The organism is Actinacidiphila sp. bgisy167 (assembly GCF_057707665.1).
Genome location: NZ_JBYIQP010000007.1, coordinates 44,677 through 62,377, shown reverse-complemented (window position 1 = coordinate 62,377; position 17,701 = coordinate 44,677). Strand labels below are relative to the sequence as shown.

Genomic DNA, 17,701 nt, shown 5'->3' with positions numbered 1-17,701 from the left:
GTCTCCTCCTGCCGCCTTCCCGCCGCACGCGCGCAGGGGCGGCGGGGAGCGCCACGCGCGTGCGTCACCGCCCTGTTCCCGCCGCTGAAGAAGCGTTTCGGCACCCTTCGTCGTGAGACCCGGGACCGAGCGCTGTCAGACCCTCGTCGTAGTTTTGTCGCGGGAGGATGAAATCAGCGGTGCGGGGTGTTGTGATCCTCCGGCGCAAAGTACGGAACGGGAGGACACCGGGTGGCGACGAGGGGCGAGGAAGCGAAGTCCAGACAGGCCGGGCGCACCGGGCAGTCCGGGGAGGCCGCGCCGGGCGGGGGGTGGCTGCGGCGGTTGATGGGCTACTGCTGGCGCTACCGGGGGAACGTCACTCTCGCGCTGGGCTCCTCGCTCGGTGGCATGGCCGTGATGGCCCTCGTGCCGCTCGTCCCGAAGCTGATCATCGACGACGTCATCGTCAAGCACGACAAGCCGCTCGCGCCCTGGGCGTTCGTGCTGGTCGCTGCGGCGGTCGCGGTCTACCTGCTGACATTCCTGCGTCGTTTCTACGGCGGCAGACTCGCCCTCGACGTCCAGCACGACCTGCGCACCGACATGTTCCACTCGCTCACCCGGCTGGACGGCGCACGCCAGGACGAGCTCAACACCGGTCAGGTCGTCGGCCGGGCCACCAGCGACCTGCAGCTCATCCAGGGCCTGCTCTTCATGGCTCCCATGATGATCGGCAACGTGCTGCTGTTCCTGCTGTCGCTCGTCGTGATGTTCGTGCTCTCGCCGCTGCTCACCGTGATCGCACTCGCCGTCGCGCCCGCCCTGTGGTTCCTGGCCGACCGCAGCCGCAAGCGGCTCTTCCCCGCCACCTGGTACGCCCAGGGCCAGGCCGCCGCCGTCGCCGGCATCGTGGACGGCTCGGTCACCGGTGTTCGCGTCGTCAAGGGCTTCGGCCAGGAGCAGCAGGAGATGTCCAAGCTGCGCGCGGTCAGCGAGCGGCTCTTCGCGGGACGGCTGCGCACCGTCAGGCTCAACGCGCGCTACAGCCCCGCCCTGCAGGCCGTGCCCTCGCTCGGGCAGGTCGGGATGCTGGCGCTCGGCGGCTGGATGGCCGTACAGGGCCAGATCACCCTCGGCACCTTCGTCGCGTTCTCGACCTACCTCGCGCAGCTGACCGGGCCGGTGCGGATGCTCACGATGATGCTCACCGTCGGCCAGCAGGCCCGGGCCGGCGTCGAGCGCGTCACCGAGCTGATCGACACCCGGCCCAGCCTCGAGGAGGGCAGCGAGCAGCTGCCCCCCGAGGCCCCGGCCACCGTCGAGTTCGACCACGTCACCTTCGGCTACGACCGCACCCGCCCCGTGCTGGACGACTTCTCGCTCACCGTCGAGCCCGGCGAGACCGTCGCCGTCGTCGGCGCCTCCGGCAGCGGCAAGTCGACGGTCTCCTTGCTGCTGCCCCGCTTCTACGACGTGACCGGCGGCGCCGTCCGCGTCGGCGGCCACGATGTGCGCGACCTCACCTTCGACTCCCTGCGCGACGCCATCGGGCTCGTGCCGGAGGACAGCTTCCTGTTCTCCGACACCGTGCGCGCCAACATCGCCTACGGCCACCCCGACGCCACCGACGACCAGGTCCTCACCGCGACCCGGCACGCCCAGGCGGACGAGTTCATCAGTGCCCTGCCCGAGGGGTACGACACCGTCGTCGGTGAACAGGGACTCACCCTCTCCGGCGGCCAGCGCCAGCGCGTCGCCCTGGCCCGCGCCATCCTCACCGACCCGCGGCTGCTCGTCCTCGACGACGCGACCTCCGCCGTCGACGCCCGTGTCGAGGCCGAGATCCACGACGCGCTGCGCGAGGTGATGGCGGGCCGCACCACTCTGCTCATCGCCCACCGGCGCTCGACTCTCGCCCTCGCCGACCGGATCGCCGTCCTGGAGGCCGGACGCCTGGTGGACGTGGGCACCCATGAGGAGCTGGAGGCGCGCTGTGCCCTGTACCGGCGTCTGCTCACCGACCCCGACGAGCTCGGCTCGGACGTCGTCACGCACGACCCCGCCGGTGAGGTCGTGCCCCTGACCGACTGGTCCGGCGAGCGCACGGTCGCCGATTCGGCGGCAGGAACCGGCGCCGAGCGGCCCGCCGTGGGCGGCGTGACCCCGGCCCTGTGGCCGCAGGACCGGCGGCACCGGGGCGAGGACACCGGAGGGGCCCAGGCCGGGCCCTCCCCGGCAGCCGTGCGCGGCGGCCCGGGAGGCATGGCCGCGGCCATGGCCGGCATGCCCGCCACCCCGGAGCTGCTGGCCCAGGTGGCGGCACTGCCCCCGGCCCTGGACACCCCGGACGTCGACGAGGAGGCGGCGGCCGCCGTCGAGAAGGACTTCGGTCTGCGCAGTCTGCTGCGCGGCTTCCGGGGACCCCTGCTGCTGAGCCTGGTGTTCGTCGCCGTGGACGCGCTGGCCGGGCTGCTCCTGCCGGTCCTGGTCCGGCACGGCATCGACTCGGGTGTGCGGCAGGCCGCTCTCGGCGCCGTCTGGGCGGCCGCGCTGCTGGGCCTCGTCGTGGTCGCCGCGCAGTGGGTCGCGCAGTGGGGTTCCACGCGCCTGACCGGCCGCACCGGCGAGCGCGTGCTCTACATGCTCCGCGTGAAGATCTTCGCCCACCTGCACCGGCTCGGCCTCGACTTCTACGAGCGCGAGCTGACCGGCCGCATCATGACCCGGATGACGACCGACGTCGACGCGCTGTCGACGTTCCTGCAGACCGGCCTGGTCACCGCGCTGGTCAGCGTGCTCACCTTCCTCGGCATCCTGGTCGCGCTGCTGGTGATCGACGTCGAGCTCGCCCTGATCGTCTTCGCCACCCTGCCCGTGCTGTTCGTCGCCACCTGGGTCTTCCGCCGCAAGTCCGTGAAGGCCTACGAGCTCGCCCGGGAACGGGTCAGCGTCGTCAACGCCGACCTGCAGGAGCACGTCGCCGGCCTCCGCGTCGTGCAGGCCTTCCGCGGCGAGCGCGGCGGCGCCGAGCGGTTCGCCGGCCGCAGCGACGCCTACCGCCAGGCACGGGTGCGCGGCCAGTGGCTGATCTCGGTCTACTTCCCCTTCGTGCAGCTGCTGTCCAGTGTCGCCGCCGCCCTGGTCCTGATCGTCGGCGCCCACCGGATCGGCGTGGGCACCCTCACCGCCGGCGCCCTGGTGGCGTACCTGCTCTACATCGACCTGTTCTTCTCACCGGTCCAGCAGCTCTCCCAGGTCTTCGACGGCTACCAGCAGGCGTCGGTGTCCCTGGGCCGCATCCGCGAGCTGCTGCGCACGCCGACCACCACCCCGCCCGCGAAGTCCCCGCGCGACGTCGGCAGGCTGCGCGGCGAGATCGCCTTCCGAGACGTCCACTTCCGCTACACCGAGGACGGCGCCGAGGCGCTGACCGGGATCGATCTGCGCATCCCCGCGGGCCAGACGGTGGCCTTCGTCGGTGAGACGGGGGCGGGCAAGTCGACTCTGGTCAAGATGGTCGCCCGGTTCTACGACCCGACCTCGGGCGCCGTCCTGGTCGACGGCCAGGACATCCGCGAACTCGACCTGACCGGCTACCGGCAGCGGCTCGGCGTGGTCCCGCAGGAGGCGTACCTCTTCGAGGGGACAGTCCGCGACGCCATCGCCTACGGGCGGATGGACGCGACCGACGCCGAGGTGGAGGCGGCGGCGCGTGCCGTGGGCGCCCACGACATGATCGCCACCCTGGACGGCGGCTATCTGCACACCGTCTCCGAGCGCGGCCGCAACCTCTCCGCCGGGCAGCGGCAGTTGATCGCCCTGGCCCGCGCCGAGCTGGTCGACCCGGACGTCCTGTTGCTCGACGAGGCCACAGCGGCCCTGGATCTGGCCACCGAGGCGCTGGTCAACCAGGCCGCCGACCGGCTCGCCGTCCGCCGCACCACCCTGGTCGTCGCCCACCGGCTCACCACCGCCGCGCGCGCCGACCGGGTCGTCGTCCTCGACCACGGCCGGGTCGTCGAGGACGGCACGCACGAGCAACTCCTCGCCGCCGACGGCCGCTACGCCGAGCTGTGGCGCACCTTCGTCGGCGAGGACGAGAACAGCGAGGCCGTCGTCTAGGACGTCCTCGCGCGGGCAGCCGTAGGCGTAGCCGCAGCACGGCCCGGACCGGTGGTCCGGGCCGCGTACTGCACCGCACCCCATGCCCGAGTGGTGCGGACGCGTGCGGGGCCGACGGGCGCATCGCACGCCCGTCGGCCCCGCCGCCCGCCCGGGCCGGACGGCCGGGACCCGGGAACCGCGACGTCGCGGCGCGTCGTCAATACCCCAGGCCCCAGCCCACGGGGTAGAGGGTTCGTGACGGGGCGTCCGCCGCAGGCACCGCCACCGGGAGCTTCCCGCTGGGCCGTACCTTGCCCGCCAGCACCCGTGCCGCCGCCCGCATCGACACGTCCGTCCAGCCGTAGGCGGCCAGCGCGGCGGCCGGACCGTCGAGCCGGGCGACGTCGTAGGGATTGCGGATCGCGACCTGCACCACCGGCACCCCGGTCGCCACGAGCGCGGCCACCAGCGCGATCTGACCCGTCGACGCCCCGGTGACGTTGTACGTGGCCACCACCACCGCGTCCTTGTCCCGCGCGGCGGCCACTGCCTGGTCGATGACCGCTTGCTCCGGCGCGGTCCCGGTCGGCAGGACGTGCGTGGCGTGACCGAGGCCGGACAAGGTTGTGCCGAGCACTGCTGTGGGCGGGCCGCCGGTGCCCGAGGGCGCGGCCGGGTCGGCCCCGACGACCAGCAGCCGGCTCCGGGCGGGCAGCGGCAGCGCCCCGCTGTTCGCCAGCAGGGTCACGCTGCGTTCGGTGATCCGGTCGGCCTCGGCCAGATGGCCGCGGACACCGACCACCCGGTCCACACCGCGGTGGGTGACGTACGGGTCGTCGAGCAGCCCGCGCCGCGCCTTGAGCGTGAGGATCCGGGTGAGGGACTCGTCGAGGCGTTCCTCGGTGAGCTCACCGGACCTCACGGCGGCCATCACTCCCTGCCAGGCGGTCTCCAGGTCCGGAGGGTTGAGCAGTTGGTCGGCGCCGGCCTTGAGGGCGAGCACCGGGACCCGGTCGTCGCCGTACTTCTGGCGTACGCCCTCCATGCCGAGCGAGTCGGTGACGACCACGCCGTCGTAGCCGAGTTCCTCGCGCAGGATGCCGGTGAGGATCGGCCGGGAGAGTGTGGCGGGGTCGCCGGAGTCGTCGAGGGCGGGCACCAGGATGTGCGCGGTCATGATCGAGTCGATCCCGGCGGCGATCGCGGCGCGGAACGGCGGGGCGTCCAGGCGCCGCCACTCCTCCAGCGAGTGCGTGATGACGGGCAGCTCGAAGTGGCTGTCGGTACCGGTGTCGCCGTGCCCGGGGAAGTGCTTGGCGGTGGCGACGACACCGGCTCGCTGGTATCCCTCCACCTGGGCGGCGACGAGCGCGGCCACGGCCTTCGGGTCGGCGCCGAAGGAGCGCACCCCGATCACGGGGTTGGCGGGGTTGACGTTGACGTCGGCGACCGGCGCGTAGTCCTGGGTGATGCCCATCGCGGCCAGTTCGGCCCCGGCGACGGCCGCGGCCCGCCGGGCGTCCCTGGCGCTGCCGTTCGCGCCGAGCGCCATCGCGCCCGGGAAGAGCGTGGCGGGGGAGCCGATCCGGGCGACGGCGCCGTGCTCCTGGTCGGTGGAGATCAGCAGCGGGATCCGGGAGGCCCGCTGTATGCCGTTGGAGAGGTCGGCGATCTGGTGGGGATCGCGCGTGTTGTGCGCCCACGCGAAGTAGATGATGCCGCCGACGTGGTACTTGGCGATCAGCTCCGCGGCGTTGGAGACCCCGATCTCGGCCTGGTTCGCGGCGACGTCGGCCGGATCGGGGGCGGTGGCCGAATGGCCGTACACCCGCATGACGAAGAGTTGGCCGACCTTCTCCTCGATGCTCATGCGGTCGATGAGGGCGCGGACGCGTGTGTGGTTTGCCGTGGCCGCGCTCGCGGTGCCCGGGACGCCGAGGGCGAGGGCGGTGGAGGCGGCCGCGGCGGCACCGATCACGGTGCGGCGGGACGGTTGGGGACGGCTGTGCATGACGGACTCCTTCCGGCAGGAGGAGGCGGAGCACTGAAAGAAATCTTCGAGCAGACACGCTTAGCCGGAAAATAATTGTCAGTCAATGAGTTGGACACGCGTGGGCACGAGACGGGACGGCACGGCGAGCACCGCGGCGAAGCTCTGGGCCTGGATGCAGCGGATGTGCTCGTCCCCGGTGGGCGCAGCCGAGATCTCCCGCCGGCCGATGGCCAGAGCGGCCCCGGTGGGCCGGCAGCCCGTCAGCACGAAGGCGAAGCGCCGCTCGTCCGTACGCCGCGGCTGCCGCGCCAGTTGCTCGCGCAGCGCGGCCGCCCCCGTGCGGGGCAGACCGGCGAGGAAGGCGTCGAGCTGCCGGGCCGAGGTGACCTCGGCGGCGCGTCGGCCGCCGCCCGGTTCCCGCGTGTCCTCCAGACCGCCGAAGGCCAGCGTGCGCCCCGGAGCCGGCGGATCGGCCAGTGGGTCCGCCTCCTGCGCGAAGCGCGGCCGCTTCGGCATCCGGTCGCGCGGCACCTCGAACACGGTGACGACTCGGTGGGCGGCCAGGCACGGGCCGCCCGGCTGCTGCGCGAGGCCGAGCACCAGCCGGTCGCCGCTGCGGAAGAGCATGGCGTCCTTTGTGCCGGCGCAGCCGGTCGTACGGCTCCAGGCGACCAGGACCGAGCGCGAGAAGTCGGTCCGCGCGGCGCGCTCGGCGATGGCGTCGGCGATCTGCGGTGCCGACGCCATGAAGTAGCCGGGGAAACGGCCCAGGTCGCGCTCGTCGTCGAGGACCGTGTGCACGGCGGGCACCGGGCGCGTCGTCTCGGTGACGTACACACGGCGGGTGGAGAGCATCCCGTTCACCGGCGGGGACGTGGCGAACGCGGCGGTCGGCCCGACGGACGGCGCCCGCTCCGTGCCGACCGGAGCGGTGGCGGTCGCGGAGGCGGAGGGGCCGCCTCCGGCGTTGTCGGCGGGGGCGGCGGCGGGCCGCTGCCGGTCGCAGGCGGCGGTCAGGGCCGTCAGCGACACGGTCAGCAGCGCGACGGCCGTCGCCTTGCGGAGAGGCCCCGGCAGCACGCCGGTCGGACGGAGAGGGGACGGATGCGGTTCCCTGCGGATGGGTGGCATCCGCTCATGGTCCGGCAACGACCCGGGGGTAGTGCTCACGCAACGCCCGGACCGTCTCCGTGATGGCCGGACGTCGCGACGCCCCTGTCCGCCAGAGGGCGTACAGGCGCCGCACGGGCGCCGGCTCCAGCGGCAGCACGACCACGCCGTCCGGCACCGCCCCCCGTCCCAGGCGCGGCATCAGCGCGATCCCCAGCCCGGCGGCCACCAGCGCCAACTGCGTCTGGTACTCGCCGACCTGGAACGCCAGGTCCGCCTCGGCGCCGACCTCCCGCAGGGTCCGCACCAGCCAGTCGTGGCACATGTGCCCGGGCGGCTGGCAGATCCACCGTGCGTCGACGAGGTCCTCGCGGACCAGCGCCCCGCGCGCCGCCAGCGGATGCCCGGCGGGCACCAGGACGTCGCAGTGATCCTCGCCGATGACCACCCGCTCCAGTCCCTCGGGCGCGGGCAGCGGGGTGATGTCCCAGTCGTGCACCACGGCCAGATCGACGACGCCGCGGGAGACAAGGTCCACCGACAGATGGGCGCCCTCCTCCACCAGCCTCGGCTCCAGCGACGGGTGGGCGGCCGTCAGCCCGGCCAGAACCTGGGGGAGCAGGCCGCGCGCGGCGGTCGGGAAGGCGGCCATGGTCAGCCGTCCGGTGGGCCGGCCGCGCCGCTCTTCCAGTGCGACCTCGGCCCGTTCCACGATCGCCATCAGCTCCTGTGCCGTCGCCGCCAGCAGCTCGGCGGCCTCGGTCAGCGCCACGCCGCGGCCCTGCCGCTCCAGGAGCGTCGTACGGGTCTCGCGCTCCAGTTTGGCGATCTGCTGGGAGACGGCGGACGCGGTGTAGCCGAGGGCGGTGGCCGCCGCTCCCACCGATCCGTGCACATGTACCGCGTGCAGCGCCCGCAGCCGGGCCAGATCCAGCATCCGTCCACCTCGCCATCCTGCGCGCCACACGGCAGATCGTTCAGCGTTGCTGAATCCTGCGGGCGCGACGTATTCACCGGTGCTTAAGAGTACGCGCCCAGGTGTCACCGCGCCGCGCTCAGGCCGATTCGTCGAGCAGTCGCAGCATGTGCGCGCGTCCCCGTGACAGCAGCTCCGGCAGCGCTCGCACCTGCGGGTAGCGGCGCTTGTCGTACTCCCAGCACAGCCAGCCGTCCCAGTCCGCCCGGCTGAGCACCTCCACCGTGCCGGCCAGCGGCAGTGCCCCGCCGCCGAGCGGCAGCGGGGTGGTGTCCTGCGCCGAGGAGACGTCCTTGACCTGCACATAGCCCAGGTAGGGGGCGAGCACCGGATAGGTGTGCTCGGGCTGTTCGCCGCCCAGCCACGGGTGCATCACGTCCCAGAGCGCGCCCGTGTGGTGATGTCCCACCAGCCCCAGAATCCGCGCCACGTCCGCGCCCGTCCGGTGCGAGTCATGGGTCTCCACCAGGATCCGCACGCCGGCGTCGGCGGCTTCCGGGGCCACCGCCGCCAGCCGGCGGGCCGCCCGGGTGTCGGCGGGCTCTCCGTCGTCGCCGGCACCGGGCGACACCCGCACATAGGAGGCGCCGAGGTCGGCGGCGAGGCGGACGTGGTCGCGCAGGCCCCGCAGCGCGGGGGCGTCCTCACCTGGCGCGGCCACCTGCACGGAAGAGGCGACTGCCAGGACCGCGACACCGCAGCGGCGGAACTCCGCGGCGAGATCGGCGCGTTGACGTTCCGTCAGTCCGATGTGCGCTGGCTCGTCATGGCCGGCCCGCAGCTCCACACCGTGGTAGCCGTGTTCAGTGGCGAGCCGGACGACCTCCGGCACGGATAGTCCCGGCACCCCGAGGGTCGAGAACGCGAACTTCACTTTTCGGACGCTACAGCACTGGTCGCCGGTCCTGCCCGACGAGAGAGCGGCCGGCGCCGCAGGCGAGCCGCTCCCTGGCGGGCGCGGAACCGGCAGATCCATGGAGCGCCGGACGCCGACCGGAAGGCCGGCCGGAACGGCGCCGGCGTGCTGTTGTGCGTGGCTCCGGATCGGGCGGGTCCACGGGGCAGGCGCAGCAGAAGGGGCCTCTGAGAAATCGCTGAGAATTTCTTCGAGATGCCGTGCAACCATCCCCGCTGCCGGTGTGTCTACCTAGCCGTCAAGACCCCGGAGGGGGGCCTCACAAGGGTCTTGAGTGGGGGAGAGCGTGACGCCCGGAGGGGGCTCGGGGCATCGCGCAGAGGGAGGGGAAACGCAAAAGGGGTCCGGCTCAGCCGGACCCCTTTCGCCGTGTCTGCCCGGCTGAAGCCGACCAGGGTGGACGAGGCGGAACCGGACCGGGGGCCGCCTGAGACCGGTCTCTGTGAGACCGGTCTCGACCGGCGGGACGCGCGAGGCGGGATCGTGCGAGGCCGGACCGGTGGGCCGCCGTCGCTCAGCGCTTCTCTCGGGCCCGCCGGGCCAGCACGGTCGCCATCACGGGGATCACCGCCTCAAGTGCCGCCGAGACTCCTTCGACCGGGAGCCCGGTCCGCTTGGCCACCGCCCGCGCCGCCGGGGCGGCGACCTTGGCCAGCACGGCCGCCAGCACCCCCCGGCCCGGTTCCGGTCCCGTGCCGCCCTGCACCCCGGCGAAGCCGACGGCGGCGGCGGGCAGCGGCTCCGGCTCGTTCGCGGCCTGCTCCATGGCCTGGCACAGCTCCGCTGTGCCGCCGGGTGTCACCGCGTCGTCCGTCAGCACCCCCGTGATCGAGGCCACCGCGCTTCCCACGACCTGCTGAGCCCGCGCGGCTTCGGTCCCGAGCAGCTCGGCGATCTCCCGGAGCCGGTCGTCCCCCAGCTCCTCCAGCACCTCGTCCTTCAGCGGTCGGTCGCTCATGGTCGGGACGCTACGCGTGATCCGCCCGCCCGGCCCGCCGACGGCAGCCGGACGGATGTACGCCCCGGGCGGGGAAGCGCAGGGGCGGTGTCGTGGGCCCCTGACCGGCCCACCATCCCGTGATAGATGTCATACGACATCTATGTGGGTCGGTGGGCAGCCGCCGGAGGAAGTCCGCATGGTCCGCGGGTGGCGCCGGCCGGCCCCGGGGAGGCGATGGCGCAGCGGTCGCACGGTCCGGCGGGAGTCTTCGCAGGTCGGACGGGTGTCGGTGTCCGAACTCCGGCCTGGGGTGACTCGGTCGGTGTGCTCGGGTCCTGTTATTCCCGGGGGGATCCGGGTCCGTGGGTCGCCGCTCCTGGTCGGGTTGTCCGCCGAACAGTGTATTGATTACGTTCGTAATCTAAGCGCCGCGCAAGCGCTTCACCTACGGAATCGAGGGGTCGTTTCATGCATTCGAGTGCACAGGTCGGCGTCACGGGTCTTGCCGTGATGGGCCGTAATCTGGCCCGCAACCTGGCTCGTCACGGTTACGCGGTGGCGGTGCACAACCGCACTCCCGCCCGGACCCTGGCCCTGGTCGGCGACTTCGGCCACGAGGGCGCCTTCATCGCGGCGCAGACCGCGCAGGAGATGGTCGCCGCGCTGCAGCGGCCCCGGCGGCTGATCGTCATGGTGCAGGCCGGACAGGCCACCGACGACGTGATCGCCGAGTACGCGCCGCTGCTCGACCCGGGCGACGTCATCGTCGACGGCGGCAACGCCCACTTCGCCGATACCCGCCGCCGCGAGGCCGCCCTGCGCGAGCGCGGCATCCACTTCCTGGGCACCGGCATCTCCGGCGGCGAGGAAGGCGCCCTGAACGGCCCCAGCATCATGCCCGGCGGCTCGCCTGAGGCCTACCGGCTGCTGGCCCCCGTCCTGACCGACATCGCCGCCACCACCCCCGACGGCACCCCGGCCGTCGCCCACCTCGGCCCCGACGGCGCCGGCCACTTCGTCAAGATGGTCCACAACGGCATCGAGTACGCCGACATGCAACTCATCGCCGAGGCCTACCACCTCCTGCGCCACGCCACCGGATGGCCGCCCGCGCGGATCGCCGACGTCTTCCGCCAGTGGAACACCGGCCGCCTGAACTCCTACCTCATCGAGATCACCGCCGAGGTCCTCGCCCACCACGACGCCGACACCGGCCTGCCCTTCGTCGACGTCATCGCCGACGCCGCCGAGCAGAAGGGCACCGGACGCTGGACCGTGCAGACCGCCCTCGACCTCGGCATCCCCATCTCCGGCATCGCCGAGGCCGTCTTCGCCCGCTCCCTGTCCGGCCACGCCCCCCTGCGCGCCACCGGCGCGACCCTGCCCGGACCTGCCCCCACCCTCCTCGGCCAACGCGACGCCGAACGCTTCACCGGCCAGGTCGAACAGGCCCTGTACGCCTCCAAGGTCATCTCCTACGCCCAGGGCCTGCACCAGATCCAGGCAGCCGCCGACACCTACGGCTGGCACACCGACCTCGCCACCGTCGCCGCCGTATGGCGCGCCGGCTGCATCATCCGCGCCGACTTCCTCGACCGCGTCCGCGACGCCTACACCGCAGACCCCGCCCTGCCCAGTCTGCTCGCCGACCCCGGCTTCGCCCGCGAAGTCGGCGCCGCCCAACTCCCCTGGCGCCTGGTCGTCGCCCACGCCACCCGCGACGGCGTGCCCACCCCCGCCTTCGCCGCCGCCCTGGCCTACTACGACACCCTGCGCACCCCGCGCCTGCCGGCCGCCCTCACCCAGGCCCAGCGCGACTACTTCGGTGCCCACACCTACCGCCGCGCCGACCGCCCCGGCAGCTACCACACCCGCTGGGACACCGACCGCACCGAACACCCCACCACCTGACCGGCCTCCATCGCTGCCGGGCCAGTGCCGGGCCGGAGCCGGTGGTGGACGGTCCCCGGCAATTTCGCACGCGACCAGGCGCGGCTCGAGTCCGCCGCGGCGGACCTCGCGAAACGTTTCGGCGTCCAGGTCTCGGTGCTGAGCGCCGACCTGGCGACGCCGGAGGGCATGCGGAGCGTCGAGGACCGCCTGGCGGCCGACCCCGCCATCGACACGCTGGTGAACAACGCCGGCGCTGCCCTGTTCGGTCCGCTGTCCGCGGCGGACCCCGACCAGTTGGAGTGGCTGATCACACTCAACCTGACCTCCGCCACCAGGCTCGCGGCCGCCGCCGCGAAGGCGTTCTCCGGCCGGGGATCGGGCACGATCGTGAACGTCTCCTCCGCCCTCGCGCTCAACATCCTCCCGGTCGGCGCGGTGTACAGCGGCACCAAGGCGTATGTGATCGCCTTCTCCCAGGCCCTGGCCCAGGAGTTCGCCGGTTCCGGCGTCCGGGTGCAGGTCCTGGTGCCCGGAGCGCTGGAGACGGCGATCTGGGACGGCTCGGGCATCGAACTGGACCAGGTGCCCAAGGAGGCGGTCATGGCCCCCCGCGACGCAGCGCGGGCCGGGCTCGCCGGTCTCGACGCCGGAGAGCTGGTCACGATCCCCTCGCTGCCGGAGCACGCGACGTGGGAGGCGTACGAGAACGCGCGCCAGGAGCTCATCCCGGGTCTGTCCCTCTCCCGGCCCGCCGGCCGCTACGCCCGCTGACCGCGGGGACGGCGACCACGCTCGCCGCCGGAGCCCTGCCGTCCGACGAACCTGCCGGGGCGGATGGCGGGCCTTCGACCCGTCGGCCGGGGCTGCGACCGGGCCGCCCCCTCCTCCGGGCAGCGGGCGGCCGTCACCCAGGCATCACCCCCGTCGCCCCCGCATCACCTCGGATGCGGGGGCGACGTACGTCAGAAGGGCACGCCGCAGCGCAGCATGACGTTGGCGTACGGCCGTGCCTCGCCCGTGCGGACGACGAGGCGGGCCTGCCGGGTGCGGGCCTTGAACTCCTCGTGCGGCACCAGCTCCAGGTCGGGGAACGCCCGGTCGAGCCGGGCGGTCACCTCGGGGTTGTGGTCGCGGACCTCCCTGGCGGCGATCGCCCCTTCCACCACCAGCTCCTCCAGGAGGCCGTCGAGGACCTCGGAGAAGGACGGGGTGCCGGCCCGGAACGCGAGGTCGACGACGATGGGCCCGGGAGGGATCGGCAGCCCCGCGTCGCAGACCACGACCAGGTCGGTGTGGCCGAGCACGGCGAGGGCGCCCGACAGATGGCGGTTGAGGATTCCGGACTTCTTCACAGCTGACCCACTTCTTCGAGGGTGGGGAAGGATTCCTGCGCACCCGGCTTCGTGACGGCCGCGGCGCCCACCCGCACCGCGAACCGCACGGCGGACGCCAGGTCGTCGCCCGCGCCCAGCCGCCATGCCAGCGCCCCCGTGAAGGAGTCGCCGGCACCGGTGGTGTCGACGGCCGACACACGAGGGCTCGGTATGTGTACGGCGCCGTCCGCCGTCGCCGCGAGCGCGCCCGCCGCGCCGAGCGTGACGACCACGGAGCGCGGGCCGAGCGCGAGCAATCCCGCCGCCCACGCCTCGGGGGTGTCCCCGGCCTTCGCGCCGAGCAGGACGCGTGCCTCGTGCTCGTTGACCACGAGGGGGTCGCAGCCGGCCAGCACCTCCGGCGGCAGCGCGGCGGGGGGCGAGGGGTTCAGCACGACCCGCGTGCCGGCCTCCGCGGCCGTCGCCACCGCGGCGGCGACCGACTCCAGGGGGATCTCCAGTTGCAGCGAGACCACCCTGGCGGCCTCCAGCAGCTCGCGTGCCCCGGTCACGTCCTTCGCGGTGAGCCGGGCGTTGGCGCCCGGCGACACCACGATGCTGTTGTCGCCCGAGGGGTCCACGGTGATCAGCGCGACCCCTGTGGGGGCGTCGCCGCTCAGGACACCGGTGGTGTCGACGCCGGCCGACGTCAGCGAGCCGGTGAGCAGCCGCCCGTGGGCGTCGTCGCCGACCCGGGCGAGGAGCGCCGTCCGCGCCCCCAGGCGGGCCGCGGCGACGGCCTGGTTGGCCCCCTTGCCACCCGGGTGGGTGGCGAGGTCCGAGCCGAGGACTGTCTCGCCGGCCGCCGGGCGGCGGTCGACATGGATCACCAGGTCGGCGTTGGCCGACCCCACGACCAGCAGGTCGTAGCCGTGCATCTGCGTGTTCCCTTCGGGGTCGCCGTACCGATGCGGCTCGTCAGGAGGAGAAGTCGGCGACGTTCTTCTCGGTGACGACCTTGACCGGGACCTTCACCAGGTCGTCGAGCTTCTCGCCCTTGGCGGCCTTCACCGCGTTCTGCACGGCCAGCTTGCCGAGCTCCTTCGGCTGCTGGGCCACGGACGCGAAGAGGGTGCCGTTCCTGACCGCGGTGAGGCCGTCGGGGGTGCCGTCGAAGCCGACGACCTTGACCGACGTGCCGGCCTTGTCGCCGAGCGCCTTGACGGCGCCGAGGGCCATCTCGTCGTTCTGGGCGAAGACCCCGGTGACGTCGGAGTGGGCCTGCAGCAGGTTGGTCATGACGTCCAGGCCCTTGGTGCGGTCGAAGTCGGCGGACTGCTGGGCCACCACCTTGATGCCCGGGTAGGCCGTGATGCCCTCGTTGAAGCCCCGGCCGCGCTCGTTGGCCGCGGAGGTGCCCGCGGTGCCCTGAAGGACGACGACAGTGCCCTTGCCGCCCAGCGACTCGGCCAGCGTCTTGGCGGCGAGCCGGCCGCCCTCGACGTTGTCGGAGGCGACGGTGGTGGCGAGCTCGGCCTTGTTGACGCCGCGGTCGGCCGCGACGACGGGGATGCCGGCCTTGTTGGCGGCCTTGACCGCGGGACCGGCCGCGTCGGAGTCCACCGGGTTGACGACGATCGCCTTCACGTTCTGGCTGGTGAAGTTCTGCAGCTGGTTGGCCTGCTGCGAAGCGTCGTTCTGCGCGTCGGTGACGGTCAGGTCGACGCCCTCCTTCTTCGCCTCGGCCTGCGCGCCCGACTTCAGCTGCACGAAGAACGGGTTGTTGAGGGTGGAGACCGAGAGGCCCACCTTGATGTCGGAGGACGAGCCGGAACCGGAGTTGCAGGCGGTGGCGGTGAGCGCCAGGGCGGCGACGGCGACGGTGGTGGCGGAGATGAGCTTCGTGCGCATGGGGGTTCCTTGGTGTGGTGCAGGAAAAAAGGGGGGAAAGGTCGGGGGTCCGGGCGCCGCGTCAGGCGCGGCGGCGCAGGGTGTCGAGCAGGACGGCCAGCGCGATGACCGCGCCGATGACGACCTGCTGCCAGAAGGCGGAGACCGACAGGAGGTTGAGGCCGTTGCGCAGTACGGCGAGGATCAGCGCGCCGATCAGGGTGCCCGACGCCTTGCCGACGCCTCCGGAGAGGCTGGCGCCGCCGATGACGACCGCGGCGATCGCGTCCAGCTCGTAGCCGTTCGCGGCCTGCGGCTGCGCCGAGGCGAGCCGGGAGGCGAGCACGATGCCCGCGACCGCCGCGAAGAGGCCGGACAGAGCGTAGATGACGATCTTCTGGCGCTTGACGCGGATGCCGGAGAGGCGGGCCGCCTCCTCGTTGCCGCCGATCGCGTACATGGCGCGGCCTATGTAGGTGCGGCCGAGGATGATCGCTGTGGCGGCGCCCGCGACGATCATCACCAGGACCGGGACGGGCAGCCAGCCGCCGATGGTGTCGCCCAGGTGGGAGACGGAGTCGGGGAAGGCGATGGGGCTGCCCTGGGAGATGACCAGGGTGAGGCCGCGGCCGATCGAGAGCATGGCGAGGGTCGCGATGAACGGCGGCAGCTTGCCGAAGGAGATCAGCAGGCCGCTCAGCAGACCGCTGGCGACACCCGTGGCGATGGACAGCACGACCGCCAGCCACACCGGCAGACCCGCAGAACTCGCGCTCCAGGCCAGCACCGTCGCCGAGAGCGCCGCGACCGAGCCGACCGACAGGTCGATGCCGGCGGCGACGATCACGAAGGTGGAGCCGAAGGCGAGGATCGCGACGACGGCCGCCTGGACGCCGACGTTGAGCAGGTTCTGCGTGGACAGGAAGTCGCCCGACAGGAACGACAGGGCCACGAGCAGGACCACCAAGGCGCTGAGCGCGCCGTTGTTGAGGAGCACACGGCGTGCCGCGGCGAGGCCGCCCGCGTCCGTACTGCTTTTGAGCGTGTCAGTGGCCACGGGAGCCCTCCACATCCTTCGTTGCTGTAGTCGTGCCGCCCTCGGCTGGCGCTGTGCCGACGGCCAGGGCCATGACGGAGTCCTGGGTGGCCTCGTGCGAGGGAAGTTCACCGGCGATCCGGCCCTGGGACATCACCAGGACGCGGTCGCTCATGCCCAGCACCTCGGGGAGGTCGCTGGAGATCATCAGCACCGCGTGGCCGGAGGCGGTGAGCTGGTTGATGAGCTGGTAGATCTCGACCTTGGCGCCGACGTCGATGCCTCGGGTCGGCTCGTCGAGAATGAGCACCTTGGTGTCGGCCAGCAGCCACTTGCCGATGACGACCTTCTGCTGGTTTCCGCCCGACAGGGTGCGCACGTGCTGGTGCAGCCCGGCCATGCGGACCTTGAGCTGCCCCGAGATCCGATCCGCCGCCTTGCGCTGCCCGGCCCGGTCGACGAACCCGGCGCGCGTCGCACGGCCGAGGGTGACCAGGCCCAGGTTCTCCTGGATGGTGGCGTCCAGCACCAGGCCCTGGCCCTTGCGGTCCTCGGGCACCAGGCCGATGCCCGCGTCCATGGCGGCGTTCACGTCGTGGCGGCGCAAGCGCTTGCCCAGGACCTCGACCGTCCCGGAGTCGTACGGGTCGGCGCCGAAGACCGCGCGGACGACCTCGGTGCGTCCCGCGCCGACGAGTCCGGCCAGGCCGACGACCTCGCCGGCCCGCACCTCGAAGCTCACGCCGTGGAAGACGCCGTCCCGGGTGAGGCCCTCGACCCGCAGCAGGGGCGCGCCCGCCTCGGCGCGCTCGCGCGGGTACTGCTGCTCGATGCTGCGGCCCACCATCAGCCGGACCAGTTCGTCCTCCGGGGTGCTCGCCGGCACCTGGGTGACGCTGCGGCCGTCGCGCAGGACGGTGACGCGGTCGCCGAGGGCGGCGATCTCCTCCAGGTGGTGGGTGATGAAGACGATGCCGACGCCGTCCTCGCGCAGCTTGCGCACGATCCGGAAGAGCTTGTCGACCTCCTCGGTGGTGAGCACCGCGGTCGGCTCGTCCATGATCAGGACGCGTGCCCGCAGACTGAGGGCCTTGGCGATCTCCACCATCTGCAGGCGCGCGATGCCCAGTTCGGAGACCGGGGTCCGCGGGTCGACGTCGATGCCGACCCGGGCCAGCAGCGCGGCGGCGTCCGCGTTCATCTGCTTGCGGTTCACCAGGCCGAGCCGGCGCGGCTGGCGGCCCAGGAAGATGTTCTCGGCGACACTCAGCGCCGGGACGAGGTTGAACTCCTGGTAGATCGTCGCGATGCCCAGCTTCTCGGCGTCCTGGGCACCATGGATGCGCACCTCGCCGCCGTCGACGAGGATCCGTCCCTCGTCGGGGCGGTGGGCGCCGGAGAGCATCTTGATCAGGGTGCTCTTGCCCGCGCCGTTCTCGCCGAGCAGGACGTGCACCTCGCCTCCGCGCAGGTCGAAGTCGACGCCGTCGAGAGCCACCACGCCGGGGAAGACCTTGCGGACGCCCTCCATGCGGAGGAGCTCGGGGC

General features: G+C 72.8%; 11 protein-coding genes and 1 pseudogene. 3 read left to right on the top strand and 9 right to left on the bottom strand.

Annotated elements, in window-relative coordinates; all coding sequences use genetic code 11:
- Positions 1 to 327: 327 nt before the first annotated feature.
- Positions 328 to 4,104: an ABC transporter ATP-binding protein gene (locus tag AC3ET4_RS04500; protein ID WP_431946244.1), complete on the top strand. Its 3,777-nt coding sequence runs from the start codon at positions 328 to 330 to the stop codon at positions 4,102 to 4,104.
- 199 nt (positions 4,105 to 4,303) lie between these two features.
- Here the strand turns inward: AC3ET4_RS04500 and AC3ET4_RS04495 are convergent, their stop codons facing one another.
- The 5 genes from AC3ET4_RS04495 to AC3ET4_RS04475 all read right to left on the bottom strand — a co-directional run bounded on the left by AC3ET4_RS04495 (position 4,304) and on the right by AC3ET4_RS04475 (position 10,039).
- On the bottom strand, positions 4,304 to 6,097 hold the full coding sequence (locus tag AC3ET4_RS04495) for a glycoside hydrolase family 3 protein (RefSeq protein ID WP_431946117.1): 1,794 nt from the start codon (positions 6,095 to 6,097) through the stop codon (positions 4,304 to 4,306).
- 78 nt (positions 6,098 to 6,175) lie between these two features.
- The gene (locus tag AC3ET4_RS04490) at positions 6,176 to 7,210 is read right to left on the bottom strand and encodes a hypothetical protein (protein WP_431946115.1); all 1,035 of its coding nucleotides are present in this window, start codon (positions 7,208 to 7,210) and stop codon (positions 6,176 to 6,178) included.
- Positions 7,211 to 7,214: 4 nt separating this feature from the next.
- Positions 7,215 to 8,126: a LysR family transcriptional regulator gene (locus AC3ET4_RS04485; RefSeq protein ID WP_431946113.1), complete on the bottom strand. Its 912-nt coding sequence runs from the start codon at positions 8,124 to 8,126 to the stop codon at positions 7,215 to 7,217.
- Between the two features lie 118 nt (positions 8,127 to 8,244).
- The gene (locus tag AC3ET4_RS04480; protein ID WP_431946111.1) at positions 8,245 to 9,039 is read right to left on the bottom strand and encodes a sugar phosphate isomerase/epimerase family protein; all 795 of its coding nucleotides are present in this window, start codon (positions 9,037 to 9,039) and stop codon (positions 8,245 to 8,247) included.
- Between the two features lie 556 nt (positions 9,040 to 9,595).
- On the bottom strand, positions 9,596 to 10,039 hold the full coding sequence (locus tag AC3ET4_RS04475) for a DUF937 domain-containing protein (protein ID WP_431946109.1): 444 nt from the start codon (positions 10,037 to 10,039) through the stop codon (positions 9,596 to 9,598).
- Between the two features lie 450 nt (positions 10,040 to 10,489).
- Here AC3ET4_RS04475 and gndA point away from each other — a divergent pair, with 450 nt between their 5' ends.
- Together gndA and AC3ET4_RS04465 are read left to right on the top strand one after the other, a co-directional pair.
- Positions 10,490 to 11,932, top strand: a complete 1,443-nt coding sequence (gndA, locus tag AC3ET4_RS04470; protein WP_431946107.1) for an NADP-dependent phosphogluconate dehydrogenase — start codon at positions 10,490 to 10,492, stop codon at positions 11,930 to 11,932.
- A gap of 24 nt (positions 11,933 to 11,956) precedes the next feature.
- Positions 11,957 to 12,685: an SDR family NAD(P)-dependent oxidoreductase gene (locus tag AC3ET4_RS04465; protein ID WP_431946105.1), complete on the top strand. Its 729-nt coding sequence runs from the start codon at positions 11,957 to 11,959 to the stop codon at positions 12,683 to 12,685.
- Positions 12,686 to 12,876: 191 nt separating this feature from the next.
- On the opposite strand, the gene rbsD is transcribed toward AC3ET4_RS04465, so the two are convergent.
- From rbsD to AC3ET4_RS04445, 4 genes and pseudogenes are all read right to left on the bottom strand, one after another.
- Positions 12,877 to 13,266, bottom strand: coding sequence for a D-ribose pyranase (rbsD, locus tag AC3ET4_RS04460; protein ID WP_431946103.1), 390 nt, complete (start codon positions 13,264 to 13,266; stop codon positions 12,877 to 12,879).
- Positions 13,263 to 14,165, bottom strand: coding sequence for a ribokinase (gene rbsK, locus AC3ET4_RS04455; protein ID WP_431946100.1), 903 nt, complete (start codon positions 14,163 to 14,165; stop codon positions 13,263 to 13,265). Before rbsK ends, rbsD begins: the two co-directional genes overlap by 4 nt.
- Positions 14,166 to 14,205: 40 nt before the next feature.
- Positions 14,206 to 16,174, bottom strand: a pseudogene (locus AC3ET4_RS04450) (ABC transporter permease/substrate-binding protein).
- Positions 16,164 to 17,684: a sugar ABC transporter ATP-binding protein gene (locus tag AC3ET4_RS04445; RefSeq protein ID WP_431946242.1), complete on the bottom strand. Its 1,521-nt coding sequence runs from the start codon at positions 17,682 to 17,684 to the stop codon at positions 16,164 to 16,166. Before AC3ET4_RS04445 ends, AC3ET4_RS04450 begins: the two are co-directional and overlap by 11 nt.
- Between the last annotated feature and the right edge of the window lie 17 nt (positions 17,685 to 17,701).

What these genes read in the sequence shown, in the direction of transcription:
- rbsK (WP_431946100.1), bottom strand. Translation starts at nt 14,165, where the DNA reads ATGCACGGCTACGACCTGCTGGTCGTGGGGTCGGCCAACGCCGACCTG.
- AC3ET4_RS04500 (WP_431946244.1), top strand. Translation starts at nt 328, where the DNA reads ATGGGCTACTGCTGGCGCTACCGGGGGAACGTCACTCTCGCGCTGGGC.
- AC3ET4_RS04445 (WP_431946242.1), bottom strand. Translation starts at nt 17,684, where the DNA reads ATGGAGGGCGTCCGCAAGGTCTTCCCCGGCGTGGTGGCTCTCGACGGC.
- AC3ET4_RS04495 (WP_431946117.1), bottom strand. Translation starts at nt 6,097, where the DNA reads ATGCACAGCCGTCCCCAACCGTCCCGCCGCACCGTGATCGGTGCCGCC.
- AC3ET4_RS04485 (WP_431946113.1), bottom strand. Translation starts at nt 8,126, where the DNA reads ATGCTGGATCTGGCCCGGCTGCGGGCGCTGCACGCGGTACATGTGCAC.
- gndA (WP_431946107.1), top strand. Translation starts at nt 10,490, where the DNA reads ATGCATTCGAGTGCACAGGTCGGCGTCACGGGTCTTGCCGTGATGGGC.
- AC3ET4_RS04475 (WP_431946109.1), bottom strand. Translation starts at nt 10,039, where the DNA reads ATGAGCGACCGACCGCTGAAGGACGAGGTGCTGGAGGAGCTGGGGGAC.
- AC3ET4_RS04490 (WP_431946115.1), bottom strand. Translation starts at nt 7,210, where the DNA reads ATGCCACCCATCCGCAGGGAACCGCATCCGTCCCCTCTCCGTCCGACC.